The sequence below is a fragment of the Mesorhizobium sp. M1D.F.Ca.ET.231.01.1.1 genome (genome assembly GCF_003999155.2).
In the GTDB taxonomy this organism is placed as follows: Bacteria; Pseudomonadota; Alphaproteobacteria; order Rhizobiales; family Rhizobiaceae; genus Mesorhizobium.
The window spans coordinates 1,224,082-1,250,132 of the sequence record NZ_RZOZ02000001.1; the positions used below are offsets into that span (position 1 = coordinate 1,224,082).

Here is a 26,051-nt window from a genome sequence, read left to right on the forward strand (position 1 = left end):
GCTATTTTACCGAAACGCTTGGCCCGCCCTCGACCGCCAGCACCAGGCGGCGGTTGGTGATGCGCGCCAGTTGCGCCAGGCGGCCGGCCGGGCGCTCGCCATAGAGATCGGAAAGCGAAGCCGGCAGCACCAGCGCCAGCGCGCCGTTGCCGCGGTTTTCCCATTTCAGCCTCGGCATCACGCCGGGCATCGCCGCCGTCATCAGGTAGACGACGCGCATCATCGCAGCCAGCACGCGAGCGCGCTCGAGGATGCGCGGCGGCGCCAGCGCCTTGATCTCGGGCGCGATGCCGTCGTTGAAGATGCCGTCATGGCGGTAGGCGCTGGCCAAAGCCAGATAGGCGCGGCCGGGATGATCGACGCCGATGAAGGAGGCGTGCGCGATGATGTTGAGCGACTGCCGGCCGCGATATTCGGGGTGCGCGCGCCAGCCGATATCGGCGAGCAGGCAGGCGGCGTGGCGGTAGCGTGCTTCGTCCACCGTCTCATCGATGCCGAAGGCCTTGAAAGCCTTGCCGGTCCATTCGACGAGATCATGCGCGTGGTGGACCGAGCGCGAGCGCAGGAGCGCCAGCTCTTCCGCCGCCGAGATTAGCGGATCGGCCCTCTGCTCGGCCGCGTCGAGCAGGGAATAGAGGAAGCCTTCGCGCACGCCCTGCGCCGAGACAACGATCTTCGACGGCTGCATCGCCGCCATGATCTCCTGCAGCACGACGGCGCCGTAGGGCAGCAGCGAGCGGCGGTTCTTGGAAACGCCTTCGATGCCCTTGACCTTCTCGACTTCGCCCTTGGCCACCTGCCTGAGGAAGGTCTGGGTGCTGTCGGCGGCGATCTCGTAATGATGCATGACGCCGAGCGGATAATTGTTCATCTCCATGTGCAGCCGGGCGAGATTTCGCCAGGTGCCGCCGACGGCGTAGAAGACCCTGCCCTGCCCGCCCTTCAAGAGCTTCGCCCGCGCCAGTTCCTGGCGCGCGATCTTCTGCGCCTGGACGAGCGAGTTCTTCGCCATGTCCTGCAGGCGCAGGCCGCCGAGCGGCAGCGTGATGCCGTCGCCGATCGTTTCGCCATTGATGTCGATGAGTTCCAGGCTGCCGCCGCCAAGGTCGCCTGCGATGCCGTTGGCCGGGTGGAAGCCTGAGATGACGCCGAGCGCCGAGTAATGCGCCTCCTGCCGGCCGGAGAGCACCCGGATCTCGGTCTTCAGCACATCCTCGGCGCGGTGAATGAAATCCGGGCCGTTGACCGCCTCGCGGGCGGCCGCGGTTGCCAGCACATACATATGCTCGGCGCCGGCTTGATCCGAAAGCGCGCGGAAACGGCGGAACTCCTCCATCGAGCGCGTCACCGCCTCGGGATCGAGCTTGCCTGTCGAAACGATGCCGCGGCCGAGGCCGGCCAACATCTTCTCGTTGAACAAAAGCGTCGGCGAGCGCGCCAGGCCCTCATAGACGACGAGGCGGATCGAGTTCGATCCGATGTCGATGATCGACAGCGGCCGCCGGTCCTGGAGCCGGCCCTGGGAAATTGAAATCACGCGGCGCCGTTCTTCTTGCGGCGCTTGAACTGGGCAATGCGCCTTGGCGCATGCGATTTCAGCGCGTCACCCCGTCCGGAAAGGCTCGGATTGGTCATGAAATATTCCTGCGCGTTGAACGGTTCCTCGCCCTCATCCAGCGCGACGCGCCGGGAGGTGCCGTCAGCCAATACGTCGAAACTTTGCTGGTTGTCCATGACGTTGCCGAGCATGATCTGGCCAAGCACCTGTTCATGCACAGTTGGAGTGGTGATCGGCACCAGCGTCTCGACACGGCGGTCGAGATTGCGCGGCATCAAGTCGGCGGACGAGATATAGACGATCGCCTCGTCGGACGGCAGCCCGTGGCCGTTGCCGAAACAGAAGATACGGCTGTGCTCGAGGAAGCGACCGACGATCGACTTCACCCTGATGTTCTCGGACAGACCCGGCACCTGCGGCCTCAGGCAACAGATGCCGCGCACGACGAGATCGACCTCGACGCCGGCACGGCTGGCGTCATAGAGCGCGTCGATGATAGTCGGGTCGACCAGCGCGTTCATCTTCATCCAGATGCGGGCCGGCCGGCCCTCGCGCGCATGGACGATCTCTTCGCCGACGTGCTTCAGGATGCGGTTGCGCAAGGTAAAGGGCGACACGGCAAGCCGCATCTCCTCGGCCGGTTCGGCATAGCCGGTGATGAAGTTGAAGACCTGCGCGACGTCGCGCGCGATCGTCGGGTCGGTGGTGAAGAAGGACAGGTCGGTGTAGATGCGCGCGGTGACCGGATGGTAGTTGCCGGTGCCGAGATGCACGTAGTTGCGCAGCCTGCCGTCCTCGCGGCGCACCACCAGCGACATCTTGGCGTGGGTCTTCAATTCCAGGAAGCCGAACACGACCTGGACGCCGGCGCGCTCGAGGTCGCGCGCCCAGCGGATATTGGCCTCTTCGTCGAAACGCGCCTTGAGCTCGACAAGCGCGGTGACCGACTTGCCGGCCTCGGCCGCGTCGATCAGAGCACGCACGATCGGGCTGTCGTTCGAGGTGCGGTAGAGCGTCTGCTTGATGGCGACGACTTCCGGATCGGCCGCCGCCTGGCGCAGGAACTGCACCACCACGTCGAAAGATTCGTAGGGGTGGTGGACGATGATGTCCTTCTCGCGGATGGCGGCCAGGCAGTCGCCGCCATGCTCGCGGATGCGCTCGGGAAAGCGCGGATTGTAGGGCGTGAATTTGAGGTCGTCGCGCGGGATGGCGACGATCTCGGAAATCTGGTTGAGCGCCAGCGGGCCGGTGAGCACGCTGATGCGGCTCGACGAGACGCCGAGCTCGCCGGCAACGAAGTCGCGCAGCTCGGCGGGCATCAGCGTGTCGAATTCGATGCGGATGACGGAGCCGCGGCGGCGGCGCTTCAGCGCCGTCTCGAACAGGCGCACGAGGTCTTCCGACTCTTCTTCCACCTCGATATCGCTGTCGCGGATGATGCGGAACGTGCCCGAGCCCTTGACCTCGTATCCCGGGAAAAGCTTGCCGATATAGAGGCCGACCGCTTCCTCCAGCGGGATGAAGCGCACAAGATGCTTGCGGTCGGGCAGTCGGATGAAGCGCCGCAGCGCCACCGGCAGGCGCAGCAGCGCGCTCATCTCCTCGCCGTTCTTGCGGTGGCGCAGTTGCAGCGCCATCGAGAAACCGAGATTGGGGATGAACGGGAACGGGTGCGCCGGATCGATCGACAGCGGCGTCAGCACCGGGAAAACCTGCTCCTGGAAATGCTCCTCCAGCCAAGCCTTCTCGTCCTTGGTCAGGCCATCGCGGGTGATGCTTTCGATGCCTTCCTTGTTGAGCAGCTCCATCAGCGTCGACAGGCTCTTCTGCTGGTCCTCCTGCAGGCGCTCGACCTCGCGCAGCAACTGCTCGAGCTGCTGCTCGGGCGTGCGGCCGTCCGGGCTCTTCAGCGCGATGCCCTCGCGGACCTGGCCGGCGAGGCCGGCGACGCGGACCATGAAGAACTCGTCGAGATTGGCGGCCGAAATAGACAGGAAGCGGACACGCTCGAGCAGCGGATGGTGCTCGTTCAGCGATTCCTCCAGCACCCGACGGTTGAACTGCAGCCAGGAGAATTCGCGATTGACGAAACGGTCGGGATTGCCGCCCTCGGGGCTCGCCGCCTCGACGCTGATGAACTCGCTCTGCACCGGCCTCAGTTCGCTCATGGTTCCTCGTCCGCAACCTTTCTCTTTGAGCGCCATACACCGCAGGGCGCGCATGATCGACGCTCTAACACGCTTTTGTGACGCATGATCGGTCACGGAATCGCTCCGATTCCCAAGGTCATGCGTTTAACCGGCTCAACTTATCCTCTGCCAGCCTTTTGCGACAGTTTCATTTCATCGATCTTGCAAACTGCCCGGTTATGATCCAGATGCAAACGGGCCGAACTGAAGGAGACGACGATGGCAGGCGGTACCATTCCCCATTTCCAGAACGACGCGGGCCATCCGGCGATCGATATCGGCGTGAAGGAATTCATGTGCACCGGCGCCAATCCGCCCTTCGATCATCCGCATGTGTTCCTCGACATGGGCGACGACAACGAGAAGGTCTGCCCCTATTGCTCGACGCTCTACCGCTATTCGGCCAAGCTGAAGGCGACGGAAACCGAGCCTGCCGGCTGCCTCTTTATCGACCAGGCCGCCTGATCCCGCTTCGCCTGGTTGACTGCTAGACCATGAATGAGGCGCGGTCCCGGCAGGTCGTCATCGCCGGGGCCGGCATCGCCGGGCTGACCGCGGCATTGGCCTTTGCCGAGCTCGGCCATGCCGTCACGGTCCTGGAACAGGCCAGGCAACTCGAAGCGGCGGGCGCCGGGCTCCAGCTTTCTCCCAACGCGACGCGCATCCTGCGCCGGCTTGGCGCGCTCGACCGGTTGCGGCTGAGCGCGGTCAGGCCGGAAGCGGTGGTGCTGAAGGACGCCGCAACCTTGCGCGAGCTGGCGCGCGTGCCGCTGGGTCAGGCCGGCGAACGGCGTTGGGGCGCGCCCTATCTGGTGGCGCATCGCGCCGACCTGCAAGCGGCCCTGACGGCGCGGATCGCGGAGCGTCCCGAGATCCAGCTTGTCACCGGCGCGCGGGTTACAGGCATCGCGGTGGCACCGCAAAATATCGTCGTCACGGCGCAAGGAGACGGCGGCGGCGCGGAGGTTGCCACAGGCCTTTTGGTGGGCGCCGACGGCGTATGGTCGTCGGTCAGGTCACAGCTTGCCGGCAAGGATCCCGCTTTCACGAGAAGCCGGTTCTCCGGCGAGTTGGCCTGGCGCGCCACGGTGGCGGCCGAAAGCGCCGCCGGACAGACCTTTGCGGCGATCGGCGCCGCCGCCTGCGTCACCACATTCCTCCATCCCGGCTTCCATATGGTCGCCTATGCGGTGAGCAAGGGCAGCGCCTTCAACCTCGCCGCCTTCACCAAGGGCGAACGCATCGCCGAAGGCTGGTCCGGCCATGCCGATCCCGCAATTCTCGCGAAAGCCATGCGCGGCACGTCGCCCGAACTGGCGAGGCTTGTCGCCTTGGCCGGGCCATGGACGGCGTTTCCGATCCACACCGTCGAACAGCGACGCTGGACGATGCCGGAGGGAATCGCGCTGATCGGCGACGCCGCGCATGCCATGACGCCGTTCGCGGCTCAAGGCGCGGCGATGGGAATTGAAGACGCCTCGATGCTCGCCAATCTGGTCGCCGACTTCCCCGGCGATGTGAAGCAAAGCCTCACCGTCTGGGAAAACCTGAGGCGACCGCGCGTCGAAGCGGTGCTCAGGCGCGGCGCGCTCAACCGGCTGGCGTGGCATGCCTGGGGTCCGGTGGCCATCGCGCGCAACCTGGTGCTGGCGACGCGGCCGGCGGAGAAGCTCGCGGCGGATCTGGACTGGCTGTATGGGTGGGAGGAGAGCAAGGTTGTGAGACGGTAGGACGTCTGACGGGCGAGAAAGTTGGATAGGCTGGCGGGACAAAGGGGGGCGCGAAGGAACGAGGCGCTCGCCGTTTTCCCGTCCTGGCCGCCAGCTCTCAATTATGCAACTCCAACGACCACCCCAGCGACACCGGCAGCGGGTTCCACCAGCCGGTGCGCAGGCCGGCAACGCGCAAGCCGGCCGCCGTCCAGGTGTTGCAGCCGACTAGCGCGTTGAAATGGCCCTTGGCTTCGTAGAAGCGGTCGAAGCTGGAATAGCCGGCATTGTCGATGAGCATCGGCCCGTTCGAGCCCTGTCGGAAGCTCGCGGCGATATAGTCTAGAAGTGCGAAGAAATGCTGCTCGTCGACGTCGAAACCGGCGACGTCCGGGTGCGGCTCGGCAATCGCACCGGCGACATCGACATGCATCACCGAGGCATCGAGCGTCAGCGCCTTGAAGACAGGCGCGGCCTTCAAATCCGACCAGGTCGGCGTCTCCAGATAGAAGGCGCGACCGCCCCAGCCGAAGACGACGTAGCGCGCCTCCGGTGCATCGACCGGCAGGCCGGCATCGGCGAGGAAATGGAAGCGCCGGCGCACGCCGTCGTCGACCGGTATCGCGATGTCGGTGTGGATCGGGTTACTCAGCACCAGTATGTGACGGGTGCCCTCACCCGCGGCAGCCGCCGGCCAGAGCGGACGCGGCACCAGCGTGCCGAGCATCGCGGCAAGCACCGCCGCGACGCCCAGCATGGCCGGGAAACGCTGGAGCTTTCTCATCAAGATGCGGCGCCCTCGTTCAATCGAGCCAGTCGATCGCCCCGAACAACAGAAAAGCCCGGCCGTTTCGCGGCCGGGCTTCGCAAATGGGTGTCCGATCCGCTCAGTGCAGGATCTGCGACAGGAACAGTTTCGTGCGCTCGTGGCGCGGATGGTCGAAGAACTCGGCCGGCGTGTTCTGCTCGACGATCTGGCCCTGGTCCATGAAGATCACCCGGTTGGCGACCTTGCGGGCAAAGCCCATCTCGTGGGTGACGCAAAGCATGGTCATTCCTTCTTCGGCGAGGCCGACCATCGTCTCCAGCACTTCCTTGATCATTTCGGGGTCAAGCGCCGAGGTCGGCTCGTCGAACAGCATGATGCGCGGGTTCATGCACAGCGAGCGCGCGATCGCCACGCGCTGCTGCTGGCCGCCGGAGAGCTGTCCCGGATATTTGTTGGCCTGTTCCGGGATCTTGACGCGCTTGAGGAAATGCATGGCGATCTCCTCGGCTTGCTTCTTGGGCGTCTTACGCACCCAGATCGGCGCCAGCGTGCAGTTCTCCAGGATGGTGAGGTGCGGGAAGAGGTTGAAGTGCTGGAACACCATGCCGACCTCGCGGCGCACCTCGTCGATCTTCTTCAGATCGTTGGTGAGTTCCTTGCCGTCGACGATGATCTTGCCCTTCTGGTGCTCTTCCAGCCGGTTGATGCAGCGGATCATGGTCGACTTGCCCGAGCCGGACGGACCGCAGATGACGATGCGCTCGCCGCGCATCACCTTGAGGTTGATGTCCTTCAGCACATGGAACTCGCCGTACCATTTGTGCATGCCGACGATGTCGATGGCGACATCGGTGGTCGAGACATGCATCTTCTTGGCATCGACCTTGATGTCTTCCGCGCTGACGGCGTTTTCGGTGCTCATGGCCAATTCCCCTTTTATCGTTTGTAGCCGGTGTCGAGCCGGCGTTCAGTGTACATTGAATAGCGCGACATGCCGAAGCAGAACAGCCAGAACACGAAGGCCGCGAAGACAAGACCGGATTTCGCGGTTTGCGGCGTCGCCCAGTTGGGGTCGGCGAAGTTCTGCTTGACCACGCCGAGCAGGTCGAACATCGAGATGATCAGCACCAGGCTGGTGTCCTTGAACATGCCGATGAAGGTGTTGACGATGCCGGGAATGACCAGCTTCAGGGCCTGCGGCAATACGATCAGCCCCATCTTCTGCCAATAGCCGAGGCCGAGCGAATCGGCGCCTTCATATTGGCCCTTCGGGATCGCCTGAAGGCCGCCGCGCACCACCTCCGCCATATAGGCGGCGGCAAACAGCGACACGCCGATCAGCGCCCTAAGAAACTTGTCGAAAGTGACGCCCGCCGGGAGAAACAACGGCAGCATGACGCTGGCGAAGAAAAGCACGGTGATCAGCGGGATGCCGCGCACCGTTTCGATGAAGACGACGCAAAGCCATTTGATGATCGGCATCTTGGAGCGTCGGCCGAGCGCCAGGACCACGCCGAGCGGCAGCGACACCGCGATGCCGACGAAGGAGAGGCTGAGCGTGACCAGCAGCCCGCCCCAGCGTGACGTCTCGACAGCCGGCAACCCGAAAACGCCGCCAGTCAGCAGGAAGAAGGCGACCACAGGCAGCGCCAGAAAGAGCAGGATGGCGTTCAACCCCTTGCGCGGCACGCGCGGGATCAGCATCGGCGCCAAAAGCGCCACGAACAGGATGGCGACCACGATGGGCCGCCAGCGCTCCTCGACCGGATAGGTGCCGAACATGAATTGACCGAACTTGGCGTTGACGAAGGCCCAGCAGGCGCCGGTCCAGCCGTCGGGCTGAATGCCGCCCTGGGAGGCGGTGGTGCAAACCGTGCGATCCGGCCCGGTCCACTGCGCGTTGATGAAGGCCCAGTTGAGGACCTGCGGCAGGATCCAGGCAACGATGGCGATGCCGAGGATGGTGAGGATGGCATCGCCGACCGAACCGACGAGGTTCTTGCGCACCCAGGCATAGGCGCCGCGTTCGGTGGGCGGCGCCGGCTGCGCCAGCGCCATCTCGGTGCGCACCCAGGACAAGTCGTGCTCCTGCATGGCTCTACCTCTCCACCAGCGCCATTCTGGCGTTGACGACGTTCATCACCGCGGAGGTGATGAGGCTCAGCACCAAATAGGCGATCATCATGATGAACACGCCCTCGACCGCCTGCCCCGTCTGGTTGAGCACCGTGCCAGCGACGGCGGTGAGATCGGGATAGCCGATGGCGATCGCCAGCGACGAGTTCTTGGTCAGGTTCAGATACTGGCTGGTCAGCGGCGGGATGATGATGCGCATCGCCTGCGGGATCACCACCAGGCGCAGGATCGGACCGGAACGCAGGCCAAGCGCGCCCGCGGCCTCGCTCTGGCCTTTGCTGACGCCTTTGATACCGGCGCGCACGATCTCGGCGATGAAGGCCGCCGTGTAGCAGGACAAAGCCAGGTAGAGCGACAGGAATTCGGGTTTGACCTGGAAGCCGCCGGTGAGATTGAAGGTCGACTGCTTCGGGAAATCGAATGTGAGCGGCATGCCGGCAAGCAGGAAGGCGAGCACGGGCAGACCGACGATCAGCGCGACCGATGTCCACAACACCGGAAACTGCTGACCGGTCGCCATCTGCCGCTGGCGCGCCCGGTGCGCGACGAACCACGCCATGGCGAGCGCCACCACGAAAGCGACCAGAATTAGCCAGGAGCCGTCGCCCCAGACGGCGCTCGGGAAGTAGAAGCCGCGCTGGTTAAGGAACGAACCGAACGGCAGGTGATAGCTCTCGCGCGGCGGCGGCAGCACCGCGAGCACGCCCGAATACCAGAAGAAGATGACCAGCAGCGGCGGGATGTTGCGGAAGATTTCCACGTAGACCGTGCAAATCTTGCGGATCAGCCAGTTATGAGACAGGCGGCCGACGCCGATGACGAACCCGATGATGGTCGCGGTGATGATGCCGGCGATGGCCACGATGATCGTGTTGACGAGGCCTACGAGGATGGCACGGCCGTAGGTCGAATCGGAGGTGTAGGCGATCGGCGTGTCCGAGATGTCGAAGCCGGCCCTGCCCCTCAGGAAGCCGAAGCCGGAAGCGATGTGAAGGCGCTGGAGGTTCTCGATAACGTTATGGACGATCCACCAGACCGAGCCGAACAGGAGGATCACCACCAGCGTCTGAAAGAACAGGGCGCGTATTTTCGGGTCATTGATGAAGGAGCCGCGACTCGGCTCCTCACGAAGGATTTCCTGCGAAGCCATGAACGATCCCCTGGAAAGAGAAGCCGGGAGGCAGACTGTCTGCCCCCCGGATCACGTTTCAATCAGCGAACCGGCGGACCATATTGCAGGCCGCCCTTGGTCCACAGAGCGTTGATGCCGCGCGCGATCTTGAGCGGGCTGCCCGAGCCGACATTGCGCTCGAACATTTCGCCATAGTTGCCGACAGCCTTGATGATGTTGACGACCCAGTCGTTGGAGAGGCCGAGATCGGCGCCGTACTTGCCGTCGGGCTCAGTGCCAAGGAGGCGCTGGATGTTCGGGTCGGTGGACGACTTCATCTCGTCGACATTGGCCTGCGTGATGCCGGCTTCCTCGGCGTTGAGCAGCGCGAAATACGTCCACCGCGCGATATGGGCCCACTGGTCGTCGCCCTGGCGCACGGCCGGGCCGAGCGGCTCCTTGGAAATGATCTCGGGCAGCACCACGTGGTCGGCCGGCGAGGAGAGCGTCAGGCGGATGCCATACAGGCCGGACTGGTCGGTGGTGTAGGCGTCACAGCGGCCGGAATCGTAGGCAGCGTTGACCTCGTCCAGCTTCTCGAACACGACGGGATTGTACTCCATCTTGTTCTTCTTGAAGTAGTCGGCGAGGTTGAGCTCCGTCGTGGTGCCGCTCTGCACGCAGACGGCGGCGCCCGAAAGCTGCAGCGCCGAGTTCACGCCCGGCAGCTTCTTGGCGTTGATCATGAAGCCCTGGCCGTCATAGTAGGTGACGCCGACGAAATCCAGGCCGAGCGCGCTGTCGCGGTTGCTCGTCCAGGTGGTGTTGCGCGACAGGATGTCGATCTCGCCCGACTGCAGGGCGGTGAAGCGCTCCTTGGCGCTGAGCGGCGTGAACTTGACCTTGGAGCCGTCACCGAAGACGGCGGCCGCGACGGCGCGGCAGAAATCCGCATCGATGCCCTTCCAGTCGCCCTTGTCGTCCGGCGCCGAGAAGCCGGCAAGGCCGGTCGAGACGCCGCACTGGATGAAGCCCTTCTGCTTCACGGTATCGAGCGTGCCGGCCGTAGCGGCTGACGCCGTGAACCCGAGCGCGGCGGCGCCAAGGATACCCAATGCAATATGTTTCATGACCCACAGACCCTTTTCTGTTACAGGCGCCCCTGCTTCCCAGGCAGCCCTGATCTTTTTCCGTGTGTGAATGCAGCTCCCATTTGGGTCCGCTCCCGGACCCGCATCGTTAGCCGATGCGCTGCCTCCCATTCACGAAACGCATCGAAGGCGATTATTCCTGTGAGGTCAAGGGAAATGACCGAATTGCGACGGGTTTGAAAACCGATTGCCGCAAATGCCTGAATTGCAGACAAAAGCGCCCGCGAATTGGTCAAGAGCTGCAACCGGAACCGGCAAGTCCCAACCCCCGGAAATTTTGAACATTACGAGAATTCCCAGCCATTACTATTGTCGACGGCGATGGAAGGACTGGCGCGATTCATGGCGGGGCAAGGCGCACCGGCTGCGTTCGGCAGATATCCGCCGGAAGCGCCAATGGGCGCGCAAACGATAAGGGCGGCAATCCTCTTATTTGGCCCATCCAAACACCGCCGCTTGGCGGATTCGGAGCGGTTGCGCGGCCAGGTCCACCGCTCTATGGCTGGGCTCCTGACACATCTCGACGAGCGACGAACCATGGCGACAGACGGCAGCAAGATCGGCATCAACACGCAGCTTGCCCATTCCGGCAACAACCCGCGCGACTATTTCGGTTTCGTCAATCCGCCGGTGGTGCATGGCTCGACGGTGCTCTATCCCGACGCCGCCTCGATGGCCTCGCGCAGCCAGAAATACACCTACGGAACGCGCGGCACGCCGACGATGGATGCGCTCACGCTCGCCGTCGACGCACTCGAAGGCTCGGCCGGCACAATCGCCGTGCCGTCCGGCCTGGCTGCGGTGACGATTCCCTTGCTTACCTTCGTCTCGGCCGGCGACCATCTGCTGATCGTCGATTCCGTCTATCACCCGACGCGGAATTTCGCCGACACAATGCTGAAGCGCCTCGGCGTCGAGATCGAATATTACGACCCCCGCGTCGGCGCCGGCATCGCCTCGCTAATCAAGCCCAACACAAAGGTGGTGTTCACCGAATCGCCGGGATCGAACACCTATGAGGTGCAGGACATCCCCGCCATCGTGAAGGCGGCGCATGCCGCGGGCGCCATTGTCATGATGGACAACACCTGGGCGACGCCGCTCTACTTCAAGCCGCTCGACCACGGCGTCGACATCTCGATCCATGCGGCGACGAAATATCCGGCCGGCCACTCCGATGTGCTGCTCGGCACGGTCTCGGCCAATGAAGCGCATTGGAAGCGGCTCTATGAAGGGTTCTGCACGCTGGGCTGCTGTTCCGGGCCCGACGACGTCTACCAGGTGCTGCGCGGCCTGCGCACCATGGGGGTCAGGCTCGAGCATCACCAGAAGAGCGCGCTTGAAATCGCGCGCTGGCTGGAGGAGCAGCCGGGCGTGGCGCAGGTGCTGCATCCGGCGCTGGAAAGCCACCCCGACCATCAGCTGTGGAAGCGCGACTTCTGCGGCTCGAGCGGCGTCTTCTCGATCGTGCTCAAGGGCGGCGGGCAGAAGGCGCAGCACGCCTTCCTCGATGCGCTGACGATCTTCGGCCTCGGCTATTCCTGGGGCGGCTATGAGAGCCTTGCCGTGCCGGTCTTCCTCGGCGACCGCACCATCGCCAAGGGTTCCTATCAAGGGCCGCTGATCCGCCTGCAGATCGGGCTGGAAGATGTCGAGGACCTCAAGGCCGACATTTTGCGCGGGCTCGAAGCTGCAGCGGCCGCCGAGTAACGGCCCGAACCGGCGGGGACGACCTGCCTAATGATGATGTTCCTTCAGGCGATGCCGGTGGGCAGCCTGCTTTGCCCGGTTGCCGCATAGCGCCATGCTACACCAGCGGCGCCTGTGCCCGCGCGTATGGTCGACAAAGAGCAGCGTGCAGGCCGGACCCTCGCAGGCCTTCACATGCGAGAAGTCCTCGATGCAGACAAGCTCGGCCAGAGCCTCCCCGACCGGCAGCAAGAGGGACTCGGGCGTCCGCCACCTGCGAACCGGCTGAAGTGCAAATGGCACGACTTTGCCACCGTGCACCGCGGTGATCCGGCTCGACGTCTCATCGCGCTCGAGCAAGCGATTGAGCGGCTCCAATTCCGCCAGGTCCGCCGCAGCCAGAGCCCGCCCCTTGTGCTCGCGGACAAAGCCTCTGAACCATTCCCTGAGATGCCTTGCCTGATCGGCGACCTTGTCGAGTTCCCCCGGCAGCGCGTTTCTTCGGACAGTTTCCAGCACCTCGGCCGGCACGAGCCGCGCCTGCCGCAGCCAGTCCAGCAAGCCTTCGCCGCCGTCCAACCAGTCGACAGGCGTATCGACGGGCGTCGCAATCGAATTGAGGAAATCCAGGCCAAGCGCGTCGCCGACGAAAAGCGCAGGTGAGCGGTCCATCGCAACTCCAATCTGACGCTGGCAGCAGTCCGCCGCGGGGCATCCATCCATGAACACGAGTCTGTGATAACCGGTTTAAATACGGTTTACAAGTTACCTTCTTCAATCATAACCGTTCTGTATCGGATAATTAGGTTATCGACCAAAGCGACCCCGATACGGAAGGAAGCGGCAATGTCATCGAAAGGCGCGCGCCGGATGCGGTCGTCGAGATCATCCTCGAGGCCGAGCGGGCATAGCGTCGCCGGTCAGTCCGGCACCCGAGAATAATCCTTCACTCGCCAATATTTCGGTTATAGACAAGGAGAGAAAGATGACTGCCTACCGCACGGCCGATGTCGACGGCTTCAGCATCTTCTATCGCGAGGCGGGCAAGCCCGGCGCGCCAAAACTGCTTTTGCTGCACGGCTTCGCAAGCTCCAGCCATATGTTCCGGGATCTCATTCCCCTGCTTGCCGACCGTTTCCACATCGTCGCGCCGGACCTGCCGGGCTTCGGCCGCTCCGACATGCCTGAAGCCCGCACATTCACCTACACATTTGATCATATCGCCGACATCATCGACCGTTTCACCGAGGTGGTCGGCTTTGATCGCTATGCCCTCTATGTCTTCGACTATGGCGCGCCGACCGGGTTCCGTCTGGCGCTGAAGCATCCCGAACGCATTGCCGCGATCATCTCGCAGAACGGAAACGCCTATGAGGAAGGCCTGAGCGACGGCTGGAATCCGATCCGCGCCTATTGGCAGGACCCCTCGCGGGCCAATCGCGAGGCGCTGCGCGGCTTCCTGAGGCCCGAGGCGACCGCGTGGCAGTACATGCATGGCGCCCCGGAGAACGCGGTCTCTCCCGACGGCTATTCGCTCGACAATTTCTATCTCACCCGGCCGGGCGCGCATGAGGTGCAGTTGGACCTCTTCGGCGACTACAAAAGCAACATCGCGCTCTATCCTGCCTTCCAGGCCTATTTCCGCACCCACAAGCCGCCCTTCCTGGCGGCCTGGGGCAGGAACGATGCATTCTTCCTGCCGCCAGGTGCCGAGGCGTTCAAGCGCGACATCCCCGAGGCGGTCGTGCGCTTCTTCGACACCGGCCATTTTGCGCTGGAGACGCATGCCAAGGAAATCGCGGCGGCAATCGACGACTTCCTGCGCTGATCCCGCCTCGAAGAATCAAGGACAAACTCCCATGGCGAAATCCGTCGCCATCGTCACCGGCGCCAGCCGGCAAAGAGTTCGGTGGTGCTGACTGTACGCATGGACGGCGGCGAAGCGAAATCTATCTGAAATGCGATGATCGAACCCTTGAGGCTACACACATGATTGACTGGGACAGGGTGACCCGCGCCCACGTTCTGCACGCGATCGAAGAATATGACCGGCTGGGGCCCGAGCGCTTCTTCGCCGAGCACGGCTTTGCGCCCACCACGACCTACGAGCTGGTCGCGGGCAACCGCCTCTACCCGCCGAAAGCGATCCTCGGCACGGCCTATGAGTTCGCTACGAGCGAGCGGCTCGGTTCGAGCGACTTCGAGGGCGGCAGGAGCGGTGCCGTCAAGGTGCTCGGCAAGCTGGGTTTCACCGTCCACGCAAAGCAAGCGAAATAAGCGGGTCGCGGATAACGGGCCGCGGAACCTAGATCCGCGAACGGCCGCAAGGCATTGGCGCGATTGACAAAGCGAAGGCCGTTGGCGGCATCCCGCCGGACGGCGACGCGCAATAATATTCTCTTCAACCGCGAATAGACGGATTGGTTTGGCTTCCAAATCGGCCGCTTCGGCGGCATTGCGGGCACCGCAAATTCGCACAGGTTCCAGGACTTGCCATGGCGTTCCGTCTCTTCGTTCCGATCCTTGCCGGCGCGACGCTGCGCGAGCGGCTCGCCGCCTGCATCGGCGCCACCATCGGCATCGCGCTGACCGGGGTGATCAGCGGGCTCGCGATGGGCAGCGGCCCGCATGTGGCGCTGCTGGTGGCGCCGATGGGCGCGTCGGCGGTGCTGCTCTTTGCCGTGCCGTCGAGCCCGCTGGCGCAGCCCTGGTCGATCATCGGCGGCAACACCATCTCGGCGCTGGTCGGCGTGACGGTGGCGCATTACGTGCACAGCCCGGTGATCGCCTCCGGGCTGGCGGTGGCACTCGCGATCGCCGCCATGTCGTTCACGCGCTCGCTGCATCCGCCGGGCGGTGCCGCCGCGCTCACCGGCGTGCTCGGCGGACCGGCCGTGGTCAGCGCCGGCTTCCTCTTTCCGTTCGTGCCGGTGGCGCTGAACTCGATCATACTGGTCACGCTCGGCTTCCTGTTCCACAAGCTGTCGCGCCGCAACTATCCGCACGTGCATGTGCCCGTGGCCAACAGCCACGGCACCGCCGACCGGCCGCCGGCGGAGCGGGTTGGCTTCCGGCCCGAGGATGTCGATGCCGCGCTTGCGGCGCTCGACGAGACCTTCGACATCGACCGCGACGACATCGAGAGACTGCTGCGCCAGGTCGAGCTGCAGGCGATGGTGCGCGCGCAGCGCACGCTGCTTTGCCAGGACATCATGTCCCGCGACGTGATCTCGGTGCCCGAGCACGCCACCGCCGAAGAGGCGAGCAAGCAGCTGCTCGACCACAACATCCGCACCTTGCCGGTGGTTGACGCCGAGGCGAAGCTGGTCGGCGCGGTCGGCCTGCGCGAGCTGACGGGAGCGACCGACACGGTGAAGGACGTGATGTCGAAGGCCGGCACGGCCTCGCCCGAGGCGCCGGCGATAAGCCTGCTGCCGGTGCTGACCGACGGCCGCAGCCACGCGGTGGTGATCATTGATGCCGAGCGGCACATCCTCGGCCTCATCACCCAGACCGATCTCCTCGCGGCGGCGGCGCGCGTTCAGACTGCAGACAGCCCGCAGTTGAAAGCTGTAGCATAGGGTTCGGCGGCCGAAGACCCCGGAACCTTTTGCCGGCGGGCGCATCCAATTGCCGGATGCAACTTGTCGGGAGATCGGGACGCGATGAGAAAGTCCGCACTGCAGGCCGCCGCGATTTCGGCGGCGGAGGCCAGCGACATGGCGCTGGTGCGCCGCGCGCTCGCTCGGGAAGCGGGCGCCTTCCGCGCAATCATCAAGACGCACAACCAGCGGCTCTACCGCATCGCGCGCGGCGTGGTGCGCAACGACGCCGAGGCCGAGGACGTCGTACAGGAGGCCTATATGCGCGCCTTCGCCAGCCTCGACGCCTTTCGCGGCGATGCTTCCTTGGCCACCTGGCTGTCGCGGATCGTCATCAACGAGGCGCTCGGCCGACTGCGCAAGAAAAAGCGCATGGCGGCGATGCCCGAAAACCCGGAGGCTGAGATCATCCGGTTTCCCCTGAACCCAAGCGACTTGAACCCTGGCGACGATCCGGAGCGGACGATGGCGCAGCGACAGATCCTGGCGCTTGTCGAACGGGCGACCGACAGCCTTCCCGATGTCTATCGCACCGTGTTCGTCGCCCGCGTCATCGAGGGCCTGAGCATCGAGGAGACCGCCGACCTACTCAACGTCAGGCCGCAAACCGTGAAGACCAGGCTGCACCGGGCACGCGCGCTGGTGCGCAAGGCGCTGGACGACGAGATCGGCCCGGTGCTGCTCGACGCCTTTCCTTTCGCCGGGCGCCGGTGTGAAAAGTTGACGCAAGCGGTGATGAAGAGGCTGGGGTTCGAGGGCTGATAGGTCGACGGGACCAGTGCCCGGCTCCCCAGCGCCACCCTTTCCCGGAAACCTTTCGCCCCTTTCCGCATCCAATGGCCGTCAACCCAGACAAGCCCGACGCCTTGCGCCGGGCGAAGGAGATGCCATGTTTATCCGACAGACCGCCGCCCTCGCCGCTTTCCTCCTTGTCAGCGCCACGCCGCTGGCCGGCGCCGCCGAAAAGCCCACCGATCCGCAGATCGCCCATATCGCCTACACGGCCGGCACGCTCGACATCGAGGCGGCCAAGCTGGCGATCAAGACGTCCAAGACCAAGGAGGTCGTCGACTTCGCCAAGGACATGGAGCGCGACCATGAGGCGGTGAACAGCCAGGCGCTCGCCCTGGTGAAGAAGCTGAACGTCAAGCCCGAAGACAATGCCACCAGCCAGGCGCTGGCGAAGGCCGCGAAGGAGGAGCGCGCCAAGCTGGCGAAGCTCAAGGGCGCCGCCTTCGACAAGGCCTATATCGAGAACGAGGTGGCTTATCACAAACAGGTCAACGGCGCGCTCGAGACGCTGCTCATCCCCTCGGCCAGCAATGCCGAGCTGAAGAGCCTGCTGGAGACAGGGCTGAAGATCTTCCAGGGCCATGAGCAGCATGCCGAACATGTCGCCGGCGCGCTGAAATGAGGGCGAGCGCGTTGTCGCTGCTCAGCTCGCTGGCGCTGGCGCTCGTCGCTTCGCCGGCGCTCGCCGCCACGATCGAGGTGACAATCGACAAGCTGGTCTTCTCGCCGGCGAGCGTCGAAGCAAAGGTCGGCGACACGATCGAGTGGACGAACAAGGATGCGTTCGTCCACACCGCGACGGTGAAGGGTGGCTGGGAGGTGATGATCCCGCCGAAATCGAAGGGCAGGATCACGCTCGGGCAAGCGCGAGCGGTCGACTATTTCTGCCGCTTCCACCCCAATATGAAGGGTCATGTGGAGGTCGCGCCCTGACTTTCGAAGCCGGCGGCGCACGCCACCGGCTTCTCCGCGCTAATGCCAGGTGCGGCGTTCGCTATCTTTTCCGATAGATGCTGATGTGGCGCCAACTGCGGGCATCGAACGGTTCGCGGTTCCAGCCACCATATCGCTGCTCGAGCACCAGGCCGGCGCATCGCGCCATCAGGTCAAACTCAGGCGGGTGCGCCAGCCTGAGCCTGAGCGGAACCATGCGGACCATGTCGTTGCCGATATCGATATGCGACAGGTCCAGCACCTGACTAATCGGATCATACCGGCACGCGGTGATGTGGACCGATGCGGTTCCAGGGTGAGAGACTTCGACGAACCCGTTGTCGGCCTGCTTCGGCGCGGTGGGAATCCGGCATTCGAGCAGGAAAACGCCACCTTCATCGAGGTGCCGGGCCGCATTCTCGAAGCATTTGACCTGGCCATCCTGGGTAATCACGTTGCCGATGGAATTGAACACCAGATAGACTAGCCCGTACCGGCGACCCATATCAGCCGCGGTCATGTCGCCATTGACGACGCCGACCTCCGATCCGCCCGGTTTGGCCCTCAGCACTTGGATCATGTCAGGCGAAAGTTCGATGCCATCGACGCGCAGGCCGGTCGCCGCCAGCGGCAATGCAATTCGTCCGGTGCCGATCGCAAGCTCCAGGCAATCCCGTCCGGCCGCGATCTGTTTCAGGAATTGAACCGTCTCCTCTTCATCGCCGCGCAACTCGTCGTCGTAGCGCCTTGCGACGTCGCCGCGAAAGCTGTCTTCAGGCCTGAACCCTTCCATATCGTGTCCTCCAATCCCACGTAATTAGGCTGCGCGACGCCCCAGGCAAGCGCCGTCAGGCATGCGGTCGATCGGGGCAAACTCAAGGCGTTGAGTTTTTCGGGGCGGTTGAGTGTCAGCATCGCGACGCGGTCGCGGATCTCGCACGGCACAAGCTCGGTCATCATCTATTCCTTTCCGGCGTGAACGGCCGCAAGGGATCAGCTTTCGGCTTGTTAGTATATCCACCAGTCGGTATACTTTCTGGGTGAGCGAAAAAACCAATCCCACCAGGAAGCGCCTCGTCGACGCGGCGGCGAAGCTGTTCTATGCCGAAGGCATCGGCCGCGTCAGCGTCGATGCCGTGGCGGAGAAGGCGGGGCTGACCAAGCGCACGCTCTACTACCACTTCAAGAGCAAGGACGAGCTAATCACGGCCTATCTCGACAGCCGCGACCAGCCCAACCTCAAGCAGATGGCCGACTGGTTCGAGGCTGCGGAAGGCGGCGCGGACAAGAAGGTCACGGCGATCTTCACCCATCTGGCGCGCGTGGCGCGGCACGTCAAATGGAAAGGCTGCGGCTTTCTGCGCACGGCCGCCGAACTCGCCGCGATGCCCGGCCACCCGGCGGTCAAGGCCGGCTCGCGCCACAAGAGCAATTTCGAGAAATGGCTGGCGGGCGAGCTTTCAAGCCATGGCGTGCGCGAGCCGAAGATGCTGGCTCGCGAGATCGTGCTTCTGATGGACGGCGCCTTTTCCAGCATGCTGATCCATCACGATCCCGACTACATCACCGCCGCCGGCCACGCCGCCGCGACGCTGGTGCGGGCGCGGATGGCAGCGCCGGCGTAGACTTCACCGGCGGAGCGCGGCAGCGTCCCTCGCGCGCCAGACGCTATGTTGGAGGCTTGGCCGGGCTCGTCGCTAACGGGCAGCTCTGACGCCCTGGACCAAAAAACCTGGAAAGGATTAGGGCCAGTCCGCCTGACTTGGATGGTGCAATGCAGGAAGCGGATGGTCATTATAGGGAGACCCTTTATAACGGTCGCCGAGATTTCCGACTTAGCCAAGGGGAGACGATGCGCTACATACGTCCGCAATCAATGGAAGATGCCGTGGGCCTGCTGGCCGGCGCGGCCGGCCCGGCAGCCATTCTTGCCGGAGGCAGCGATCTCCTGGTCAGGATGAAGGGCGGCTTTGTCGAGCCGGAGCTGATCGTCGACATCAAGGCGATCGAGGGTCTAGGCGAAATCACGGAAGCGGCCGACGGCTTCAGGATAGGCGCGGCAGTCCCCTGCGCCGTATTGGGCGAGAACGCGGCGCTGAAGAAGGCGTGGCCCGGCGTCGTCGAGGCGGCCAAGCTGATCGGCTCCAAGCAGGTGCAGGGACGCTGCACCATCGTCGGCAATCTCTGCAACGCCTCGCCCGCCGCCGACAGCGTGCCGGCGCTGGTGGCCGCCGGCGCCAAGGCGGTTGTCGCCGGGCCATCCGGCAAGCGCACCATTCCTGTCGAGAGCGTGCCGACCGGGCCTGGCCGGACCTCTTTGGCCAAGGGCGAGATCATCGAGGCGATCCTGCTCGACAAGCGCCCGCCGCATGCGGGCGATGCCTATCAGCGCTTCATCCCGCGCACCGAGATGGACATCGCCGTGGTGAGCGCCGGCGTGGACCTGACGCTCGATGACAAAGGCGTCGTCAAGGCGGCCCGCGTGACGCTGGGCGCCGCCGCGCCCACGGTGCTGCTGGTCGAGGAAGCTGCCCAAGTCCTCATTGGCTCGAAGCTCGATGAAGGCACGCTTGAGCGGCTGGCAAAAATCTGCGCTGGCGCCTGCCGTCCCATCGACGACAAACGGGGTACCATCGAATTCAGACGGAAAGTCGCGGGCGTGCTGGCCAGACGGGTCGCAGCAATCGCTTATGAACGTGCAGGAGGCAAGTGATGGCCGGTGTAGCGGTTTCAACGACAATCAACGGCGATCACGTCGAGTATCTCTGCCAGCCTGACGAGACGCTGCTCGACGTGCTGCGCGACCGGCTGGGGCTGACCGGCGCAAAGGAAGGCTGCGGAACCGGCGACTGCGGCGCCTGCAGCGTCATCGTCGACGACCGGCTGGTGTGCTCCTGCCTGGTGCTGGGCGCGGAGGCCGAAGGCCGCCAGATCGAGACCATCGAGGGCATGGCGCATGGCGATCAATTGCATCCGCTGCAGCAGAAGTTCCTGGAGCATGCCGCCCTGCAATGCGGCATCTGCACGCCGGGCTTCCTGATCGCGGCCAAGGACCTTCTGGCGAAGAACCCCTCGCCCACCGAGGAGGAAATCCGCTTCGGGCTGGCCGGCAACCTCTGCCGCTGCACCGGCTACGACAAGATCGTGCGCGCCGTCCAGGACGCGGCAAACGTGATGAAGGGAGCCTGAGATGAATTTCGATCCGCGCTATTCCGGACGCAATTTCTCTTCCGTCGGCACGCGCCCCATCCGCCCCGACGGCGTCGACAAGGTGACGGGCCGCGCGCGCTACGGCGCCGACTTCAACATGGCCGGACAGCTGGTCGGGCGCGTTCTCCGAAGCCCGCATGCGCACGCCGTCATCAGGAAGATCGACACCTCGAAGGCGGAAAAGCTCGCCGGCGTGAAGGCGGTGATCACCGCGGCCGACCTGCCGGACCTGACCGACGGCGATGCCGCGATGTTCGACATCCTCGACAACTGCATGGCGCGCACCAAGGCGCTCTATGACGGCCACGCGGTGGCCGCGGTCGCGGCGATCGACGCCCGCACCGCCAGGCAGGCGCTGAAGCTGATCGAGGTCGACTACGAGGTGCTGCCGCATGTGACCGATGTCGACGAGGCGATGAAACACTCGGCACCGCTGATCAACGACGCCATCTTCACCGAGGGCCTCGAGGAAAAGCCGGTCAAGCCCTCCAACGTCTGCAAGCGCACGCAATACGGCCATGGCGACGTCCATCAGGGTTTCGCCCAGGCCGACATGATCATCGAGCGCTCCTTCAAGACCGAGCAGACGCACCAGGGCTATATCGAGCCGCATGCCTGCGTGGCGAGCGTCAACCCCGACGGCACGGCGGACCTGTGGGTCTGCACGCAAGGGCATTTCGTCTACCGCCAGCACTGCGCGCAACTGCTTGGGCTGGAAGCCTCGAAGCTGCGCGTCACCTCCTCCGAGATCGGCGGCGGTTTCGGCGGCAAGACCCATGTCTGGGCCGAACCCGTCGCGCTCGCGCTGTCGCGCAAGGCTGGACGGCCGGTGAAGCTGGTAATGACCCGCGACGAGGTGTTCCGCGCCTCCGGCCCGACCAGCGCCACATCGATCGACGTCAAGATCGGCGCCAAAAAGGACGGCACCATCACCGCGGCGGAAGCGACGCTGCGCTATAGCTGCGGCCCCTATGCCGGCATGTGGGCCGAGATCGGCGCCATGACGGCCTTCGCCTGCTACAGACTGGAGAACGTCAAGACCGTCGGCTACGAGGTGCTGGTCAACCGGCCGAAGACCGCGGCCTATCGCGCGCCCTCCGCACCCATGGCGGCCTTCGCGGTGGAAAGTGCGGTCGACGAGCTCGCCAAGGAGATCGGCATCGACCCGGTCGACTTCCGCATCAAGAACGCCGCGCAGGAAGGCACGCGCGCCTCCTACGGCCCGGTCTACGGCCCGATCGGCATCGGCCCGACGCTGGAAGCGGTAAAGAACCATCCGCACATGAAGGCGCCGCTCGGCACGAACCAGGGGCGCGGCATGGCCTGCGGCTTCTGGTTCAATTTCGGCGGCCAGACCTGCACCGATCTCAACATCGGCATGGACGGCTCGGTCTCTTTGGCCGTCGGCACGGTGGATGTGGGCGGGTCCCGCGCGTCGCTGTCGCTGGTGGCGGCGGAGGAGCTCGGCATCGACTATGGCCATGTCAAGGCGATCGTCGCCGACACCTCTTCCCTCGGTTACAACGACATGACCGACGGCAGCCGCGGCACCTTCTCCTCCTCGATGGCCACCATCTCGGCCGCCCGCAACGCGATCAAGATCCTGCGCGAACGCGCCGCGCAGATATGGGACATCTCGGTCGATGACGTTGTGTGGGAAAAGGGCCATGCGGTCGCCAAGGGCGAGAAGCACGGCAATCTCGGCAAACTGTCGCTGAAGGAGATCGCGGCGCAGTCCGGCAAGACCGGCGGGCCGATCGCCGGCCACAGCGAGCTCGTCGCCGACGGCGCGGGTGTGTCCTTCGCCACCCATATCTGCGACATCGAGGTCGACCCCGAGACCGGCTCGACCAGGGTGATCCGCTACACGGTGGTGCAGGACGCCGGCAAGGCGGTGCATCCGACCTATGTCGAGGGCCAGTACCAGGGCGGTGCCGCGCAAGGCATCGGCTGGGCCCTCAACGAGGAGTATATCTATGGCAAGGACGGGCGGCTGCAGAACCCGGGCTTCCTCGACTACCGCATCCCGGTATGCTCCGACCTGCCGATGATCGACACGCAGATCCTCGAGATCCCCAACCCCAACCACCCCTACGGGGTGCGCGGCGTCGGCGAGACCTCGATCGTGCCGCCGCTGGCGGCGATCGCCAATGCGGTGTCGAACGCGGTGGGTGTGCGCATGAGCCACATCCCGATGTCGCCGCCGCGGATTCTCGCCGCGCTCGAGGCCGAACGGGAGAGGTTCTCGCGCTAATGGTCGAAGTGACGCTCTGGGGTTCGCTCGGCGCTGCCGCCGGAGGCCAGAGCAAGCTCGACATCGAAGCCAAGGACATCAGGGAGCTGTTCCGGAAACTTTCGGAACAGTATCCCGCCTTCGAGCCCCTGATCGATCGCGGCATCGCTGTCGCAATCGACGGGACGATCTATCGCGATACGTGGTCGAAGGAACTGCCGCCGGGGGCGGAGATTTTTCTGCTGCCGCGGCTGGCGGGGGGATAGGCAGAGCGGTGTTCGCAATCGCTCGCATGCACAGTTTTCGCGCGGGTTAGATCCGGTGCTGGACGTCGCCTCCACCGAGTTTTTCCCTATAGGCCCGCCAGAGCCTGAGCAGCAAGCAGCCGAGCTACCAAGCGGTACTGCTCTACGAGGAAATCGTCATTGGTGAACCATTCGGCATAGGGTGCCATGCGAACGCCCTTCGCTTCAGCATCCTTGATTTGGCTGGCGCCGGCGAACATTAGCCGTTTGCCGTCCGACGAACGAACCATCTCAGCGCTGACGGTCATTGCAATCCCTCGCCCATCGCCAACTGGTACGCTCAATGCGTGGTAGACGTTGATCTTCAGCCTGGCGGAGGCGGTCGATGCCGCATCTGTCAGGCGATATCCCTTGCTAATGAGGTCTTCCTTCGCCTGACTCTCGATGAGCTCGCGGAGGTTGGTGCGCGTATCCACGACCTGTTGAAGACGAGAACTGGCCTCTGACACCGTGGCGGGCACGTTCCCGGAACTTGCATTTGCCTCACTTGAATTTGGCGCAAAGACAGTGGCTTTCGACAGCTGCACAGGCTCCACGTAGACGGAGCCCATGGAGGCCTTGCTCTGCGGGTCGATGGAGGACGCGACGCAAGCGGTAAGAGCGATCGCGACAAGGGCAATAAGACTGCGGCGAAGCAATGGAATCTCCAAAATTTTCAAAGTCGATTCGCGATACTACTAAACAGGTTATTCGGGGATTACCGCACACGTTACAAACTGGTCGGGGTAGCGCGGACCGCGATCCGATCGATCGCGGCATCCCGTCGCGATCGACGGGACGATCTATCGCGATACGTGGCCGAAGGAGTGTAAGCGCTGTTCCGAGGCCGCCAAGCAGGGGTGTAAACCTTGTTGACGCGATTTAGGTGGCGGATGAGTATAGCAAGGGCGCAAAATAGCGACACCTCTGGTGGGACGACAAAAATGTATCCACTTGTCATCGACGCGAAGCCTCAACCTATTTCAGTTGATCCATCTCGCGCTGCAGTTCTCGTCGTGGATATGCAGAATGACTTCGGCTCCAAAGGTGGAATGTTCGACAGAGCCGGAATCGATATCTCCGGAATTCAACGGGCTGTCGGCCCTACTGCCCGCGTAATAGCTGCCGCTCGCGACTTGAGGATGCCGGTCGTCTATCTGAAGATGGGGTATTCTTCTGACCTTTCGGACCTTGGAACAATCGGATGCGCCCAACCGTACCCGACATCTCCAGATCTTTCGCGTCGATGAGAGCATGACAGCCCCGGATGGCAGCGAATGTCGGATTCTGATCCGCGACACCTGGGGAACAGATATCGTCAGCGACCTCAGGCCGGAGGCAGGAGATGTCGTCCTCTACAAAACACGGTTCAGCGGTTTCTACGAGACCGAACTCGATTCTGTTCTGAAGAACGCAGGCATAAAATTCCTCGTGGTGACAGGCTGCACGACCAGCGTATGTGTGGAATCGACAATTCGGGATGCTTTCTTCAGGGATTATCACTGCATGCTGCTGACGGATTGCACCAGCGAGCCCATCGCGTGGGACACGTCAAGGAGCAATCATGATGCCTCTATCGCGCTCGTGCAGATACTCTTTGGATGGACATCCACGTCCGACCATTTCCTGAAGGCGATCGAGGAGCGAGTTCAGGAGCGTGTTGAACTGGCACTAGCCAAATGAGCTGATGTGACCTCGGCGAGACCGCGCGCTGCTGGCCTGCCGGTGCGGGCCGACCGGCCCGTCGCGACTTCGTCAAATGCCGCACGCTCTAAGTCACCACCGAAAGGCTCGCCGGCTGCAACGCGCCCGGGAATGGTCCGATCCTGGCCGGGCGATGCCCGGACTGGAACAGGTTGCTGTGGAGGTTGGCGATCCACTGCTTGCCTTCCGTCGTCAGCTCCAGATAGCGCAGCGCGTCGCCGATATAGGGCTCGACCTCGAGCGTGAAGAAATTGGTGAAGATGGCGCCGAGATCGGCAGCGGTCCTGCAGCCGAGCTTTTCCACCATGCCGATCTCGGAGAACTCGGCAAACAGCGCCGTCAGCTTGCGGTGGTAGAAGGGATCGGCGAGCTGGCCGATCAGGTCCGCGGCCCTGACCAGCGCCGGTTCGGTGTTGGTGACGTGGTAGGCCGGATCGTTCGGGACCGGAAAGCGCGTCATCTCGATCGCCGCGACAATGCGCTCCTCGTCGATGAACTTCGAGGACTTGAAACGCTGGCGCACATACATCTTGGCGCGGTCGACATGATAGGGCCCAAGCACCGCGTCGGAGGCGCCGCGCGGCGGCGTGCAGCGGTCGCCCGCCTCGTTGATGACGAAGCTCTCGTCGGTGTCGCCCTCGCACACGCCGTGCACCATGCCGATGTCGTGGACAAGCAGCGCGCAGGTATAATGCAGCCAGTCATCAGGGGTCAGGGCTTCCGAAAGCAGCCGGCCGCGGATGATCTGCTGGCCGGCGAGCGTGACCATCAGCGTGTGCTCGATGTTGTGGTAGAGCGCGTTCGAACTGCCGATGCGCTCCAACACAAGGCGCGCCGCCCCGCCCAGGTAGCTCGCATATTCCGGATTGCGATGCGAGAAATACTGCAGATAGAGTTCCGACAGATAGTCGCCGAGCCGGTTGGCCATGATGGAGATCGGATTGAGCATGACAATCGTTCCTGACCGCTTTGAAGCAT

The 26,051-nt window shown here is 64.0% G+C and carries 27 protein-coding genes; 16 read left to right on the plus strand and 11 right to left on the minus strand.

The annotated features are described in order from the left end of the window. Position 1: 1 nt before the first annotated feature. Together ppx and EN874_RS06115 are read right to left on the minus strand one after the other, a co-directional pair. The gene (gene ppx, locus EN874_RS06110) at positions 2 to 1,537 is read right to left on the minus strand and encodes an exopolyphosphatase (RefSeq protein WP_127424444.1); all 1,536 of its coding nucleotides are present in this window, start codon (positions 1,535 to 1,537) and stop codon (positions 2 to 4) included. Beyond that, positions 1,534 to 3,729, minus strand: coding sequence for an RNA degradosome polyphosphate kinase (locus tag EN874_RS06115; RefSeq protein ID WP_127424445.1), 2,196 nt, complete (start codon positions 3,727 to 3,729; stop codon positions 1,534 to 1,536). Before EN874_RS06115 ends, ppx begins: the two co-directional genes overlap by 4 nt. 240 nt (positions 3,730 to 3,969) lie before the next feature. On the opposite strand from EN874_RS06115, the gene EN874_RS06120 reads away from it, so the two are divergent. Together EN874_RS06120 and EN874_RS06125 are read left to right on the plus strand one after the other, a co-directional pair. Then, positions 3,970 to 4,215 (plus strand): zinc-finger domain-containing protein, encoded by a 246-nt coding sequence (locus tag EN874_RS06120; RefSeq protein ID WP_126084527.1) that lies wholly within the window; start codon positions 3,970 to 3,972, stop codon positions 4,213 to 4,215. Between the two features lie 29 nt (positions 4,216 to 4,244). Next, positions 4,245 to 5,480, plus strand: coding sequence for an FAD-dependent monooxygenase (locus EN874_RS06125; protein WP_127424446.1), 1,236 nt, complete (start codon positions 4,245 to 4,247; stop codon positions 5,478 to 5,480). Positions 5,481 to 5,577: 97 nt separating this feature from the next. Here EN874_RS06125 and EN874_RS06130 read toward each other — a convergent pair whose 3' ends face one another. The 5 genes from EN874_RS06130 to EN874_RS06150 form a co-directional block, all read right to left on the minus strand. Further along, positions 5,578 to 6,243: a TIGR02117 family protein gene (locus EN874_RS06130; protein WP_127424447.1), complete on the minus strand. Its 666-nt coding sequence runs from the start codon at positions 6,241 to 6,243 to the stop codon at positions 5,578 to 5,580. Positions 6,244 to 6,346: 103 nt separating this feature from the next. Continuing rightward, on the minus strand, positions 6,347 to 7,150 hold the full coding sequence (locus tag EN874_RS06135) for an amino acid ABC transporter ATP-binding protein (protein ID WP_126084530.1): 804 nt from the start codon (positions 7,148 to 7,150) through the stop codon (positions 6,347 to 6,349). A 14-nt stretch (positions 7,151 to 7,164) separates the two neighbouring features. Next, the gene (locus tag EN874_RS06140) at positions 7,165 to 8,322 is read right to left on the minus strand and encodes an amino acid ABC transporter permease (protein WP_127424448.1); all 1,158 of its coding nucleotides are present in this window, start codon (positions 8,320 to 8,322) and stop codon (positions 7,165 to 7,167) included. Between the two features lie 4 nt (positions 8,323 to 8,326). Next, the gene (locus EN874_RS06145; RefSeq protein WP_127424449.1) at positions 8,327 to 9,514 is read right to left on the minus strand and encodes an amino acid ABC transporter permease; all 1,188 of its coding nucleotides are present in this window, start codon (positions 9,512 to 9,514) and stop codon (positions 8,327 to 8,329) included. Positions 9,515 to 9,576: 62 nt separating this feature from the next. Further along, positions 9,577 to 10,605 carry an amino acid ABC transporter substrate-binding protein gene (locus EN874_RS06150; RefSeq protein WP_127424450.1) on the minus strand — a complete coding sequence of 343 codons (1,029 nt, stop codon included), beginning with the start codon at positions 10,603 to 10,605 and terminating at the stop codon, positions 9,577 to 9,579. A 558-nt stretch (positions 10,606 to 11,163) separates the two neighbouring features. Between EN874_RS06150 and EN874_RS06155 the strand changes: the two genes are divergently transcribed. Continuing rightward, on the plus strand, positions 11,164 to 12,336 hold the full coding sequence (locus tag EN874_RS06155) for a cystathionine beta-lyase (protein ID WP_127424451.1): 1,173 nt from the start codon (positions 11,164 to 11,166) through the stop codon (positions 12,334 to 12,336). Positions 12,337 to 12,363: 27 nt separating this feature from the next. On the opposite strand, the gene EN874_RS06160 is transcribed toward EN874_RS06155, so the two are convergent. Further along, positions 12,364 to 12,987 carry an ABATE domain-containing protein gene (locus EN874_RS06160; RefSeq protein ID WP_127424452.1) on the minus strand — a complete coding sequence of 208 codons (624 nt, stop codon included), beginning with the start codon at positions 12,985 to 12,987 and terminating at the stop codon, positions 12,364 to 12,366. 313 nt (positions 12,988 to 13,300) lie between these two features. Between EN874_RS06160 and EN874_RS06165 the strand changes: the two genes are divergently transcribed. The 6 genes from EN874_RS06165 to EN874_RS06190 all read left to right on the plus strand — a co-directional run bounded on the left by EN874_RS06165 (position 13,301) and on the right by EN874_RS06190 (position 17,642). After that, a complete protein-coding gene (locus tag EN874_RS06165; protein WP_127424453.1) occupies positions 13,301 to 14,143 on the plus strand; it encodes an alpha/beta hydrolase in 843 nt (280 codons plus the stop codon). Positions 14,144 to 14,304: 161 nt separating this feature from the next. After that, a complete protein-coding gene (locus EN874_RS06170; RefSeq protein ID WP_127424454.1) occupies positions 14,305 to 14,592 on the plus strand; it encodes a hypothetical protein in 288 nt (95 codons plus the stop codon). A gap of 218 nt (positions 14,593 to 14,810) precedes the next feature. Continuing rightward, positions 14,811 to 15,896 (plus strand): HPP family protein, encoded by a 1,086-nt coding sequence (locus EN874_RS06175; RefSeq protein ID WP_127424455.1) that lies wholly within the window; start codon positions 14,811 to 14,813, stop codon positions 15,894 to 15,896. An 84-nt stretch (positions 15,897 to 15,980) separates the two neighbouring features. Further along, on the plus strand, positions 15,981 to 16,679 hold the full coding sequence (locus EN874_RS06180; protein WP_127424456.1) for an RNA polymerase sigma factor: 699 nt from the start codon (positions 15,981 to 15,983) through the stop codon (positions 16,677 to 16,679). Positions 16,680 to 16,806: 127 nt separating this feature from the next. Then, on the plus strand, positions 16,807 to 17,331 hold the full coding sequence (locus tag EN874_RS06185; RefSeq protein ID WP_127424457.1) for a DUF4142 domain-containing protein: 525 nt from the start codon (positions 16,807 to 16,809) through the stop codon (positions 17,329 to 17,331). After that, the gene (locus EN874_RS06190) at positions 17,328 to 17,642 is read left to right on the plus strand and encodes a cupredoxin family copper-binding protein (RefSeq protein ID WP_127424458.1); all 315 of its coding nucleotides are present in this window, start codon (positions 17,328 to 17,330) and stop codon (positions 17,640 to 17,642) included. The genes EN874_RS06185 and EN874_RS06190 overlap by 4 nt, the downstream gene beginning before the upstream one ends. A gap of 61 nt (positions 17,643 to 17,703) precedes the next feature. Here the strand turns inward: EN874_RS06190 and EN874_RS06195 are convergent, their stop codons facing one another. Beyond that, positions 17,704 to 18,435 carry a class I SAM-dependent methyltransferase gene (locus tag EN874_RS06195; protein WP_127424459.1) on the minus strand — a complete coding sequence of 244 codons (732 nt, stop codon included), beginning with the start codon at positions 18,433 to 18,435 and terminating at the stop codon, positions 17,704 to 17,706. 247 nt (positions 18,436 to 18,682) lie between these two features. Here EN874_RS06195 and EN874_RS06205 point away from each other — a divergent pair, with 247 nt between their 5' ends. The 5 genes from EN874_RS06205 to EN874_RS06225 all read left to right on the plus strand — a co-directional run bounded on the left by EN874_RS06205 (position 18,683) and on the right by EN874_RS06225 (position 23,351). Then, positions 18,683 to 19,267: a TetR/AcrR family transcriptional regulator gene (locus tag EN874_RS06205; protein ID WP_168247375.1), complete on the plus strand. Its 585-nt coding sequence runs from the start codon at positions 18,683 to 18,685 to the stop codon at positions 19,265 to 19,267. Between the two features lie 227 nt (positions 19,268 to 19,494). Continuing rightward, the gene (locus EN874_RS06210; RefSeq protein ID WP_127424460.1) at positions 19,495 to 20,355 is read left to right on the plus strand and encodes a xanthine dehydrogenase family protein subunit M; all 861 of its coding nucleotides are present in this window, start codon (positions 19,495 to 19,497) and stop codon (positions 20,353 to 20,355) included. Next, on the plus strand, positions 20,355 to 20,831 hold the full coding sequence (locus EN874_RS06215; protein ID WP_126084545.1) for a (2Fe-2S)-binding protein: 477 nt from the start codon (positions 20,355 to 20,357) through the stop codon (positions 20,829 to 20,831). Before EN874_RS06210 ends, EN874_RS06215 begins: the two co-directional genes overlap by 1 nt. Before the next feature lies 1 nt (position 20,832). After that, the gene (locus EN874_RS06220; protein ID WP_127424461.1) at positions 20,833 to 23,106 is read left to right on the plus strand and encodes a xanthine dehydrogenase family protein molybdopterin-binding subunit; all 2,274 of its coding nucleotides are present in this window, start codon (positions 20,833 to 20,835) and stop codon (positions 23,104 to 23,106) included. Next, positions 23,106 to 23,351, plus strand: coding sequence for a MoaD/ThiS family protein (locus tag EN874_RS06225; protein ID WP_126094485.1), 246 nt, complete (start codon positions 23,106 to 23,108; stop codon positions 23,349 to 23,351). The genes EN874_RS06220 and EN874_RS06225 overlap by 1 nt, the downstream gene beginning before the upstream one ends. Before the next feature lie 86 nt (positions 23,352 to 23,437). On the opposite strand, the gene EN874_RS06230 is transcribed toward EN874_RS06225, so the two are convergent. Further along, positions 23,438 to 24,028 (minus strand): hypothetical protein, encoded by a 591-nt coding sequence (locus EN874_RS06230; RefSeq protein ID WP_128261463.1) that lies wholly within the window; start codon positions 24,026 to 24,028, stop codon positions 23,438 to 23,440. 393 nt (positions 24,029 to 24,421) lie between these two features. Here EN874_RS06230 and EN874_RS34800 point away from each other — a divergent pair, with 393 nt between their 5' ends. Beyond that, the gene (locus EN874_RS34800) at positions 24,422 to 24,619 is read left to right on the plus strand and encodes a hypothetical protein (RefSeq protein WP_281061397.1); all 198 of its coding nucleotides are present in this window, start codon (positions 24,422 to 24,424) and stop codon (positions 24,617 to 24,619) included. A 4-nt stretch (positions 24,620 to 24,623) separates the two neighbouring features. Then, complete coding sequence (locus tag EN874_RS06235; protein WP_281061394.1) at positions 24,624 to 25,052, plus strand: cysteine hydrolase; 429 nt, start codon at positions 24,624 to 24,626, stop codon at positions 25,050 to 25,052. An 88-nt stretch (positions 25,053 to 25,140) separates the two neighbouring features. Here the strand turns inward: EN874_RS06235 and EN874_RS06240 are convergent, their stop codons facing one another. Further along, positions 25,141 to 26,022, minus strand: a complete 882-nt coding sequence (locus EN874_RS06240) for a metal-dependent phosphohydrolase (protein ID WP_127424463.1) — start codon at positions 26,020 to 26,022, stop codon at positions 25,141 to 25,143. Between the last annotated feature and the right edge of the window lie 29 nt (positions 26,023 to 26,051).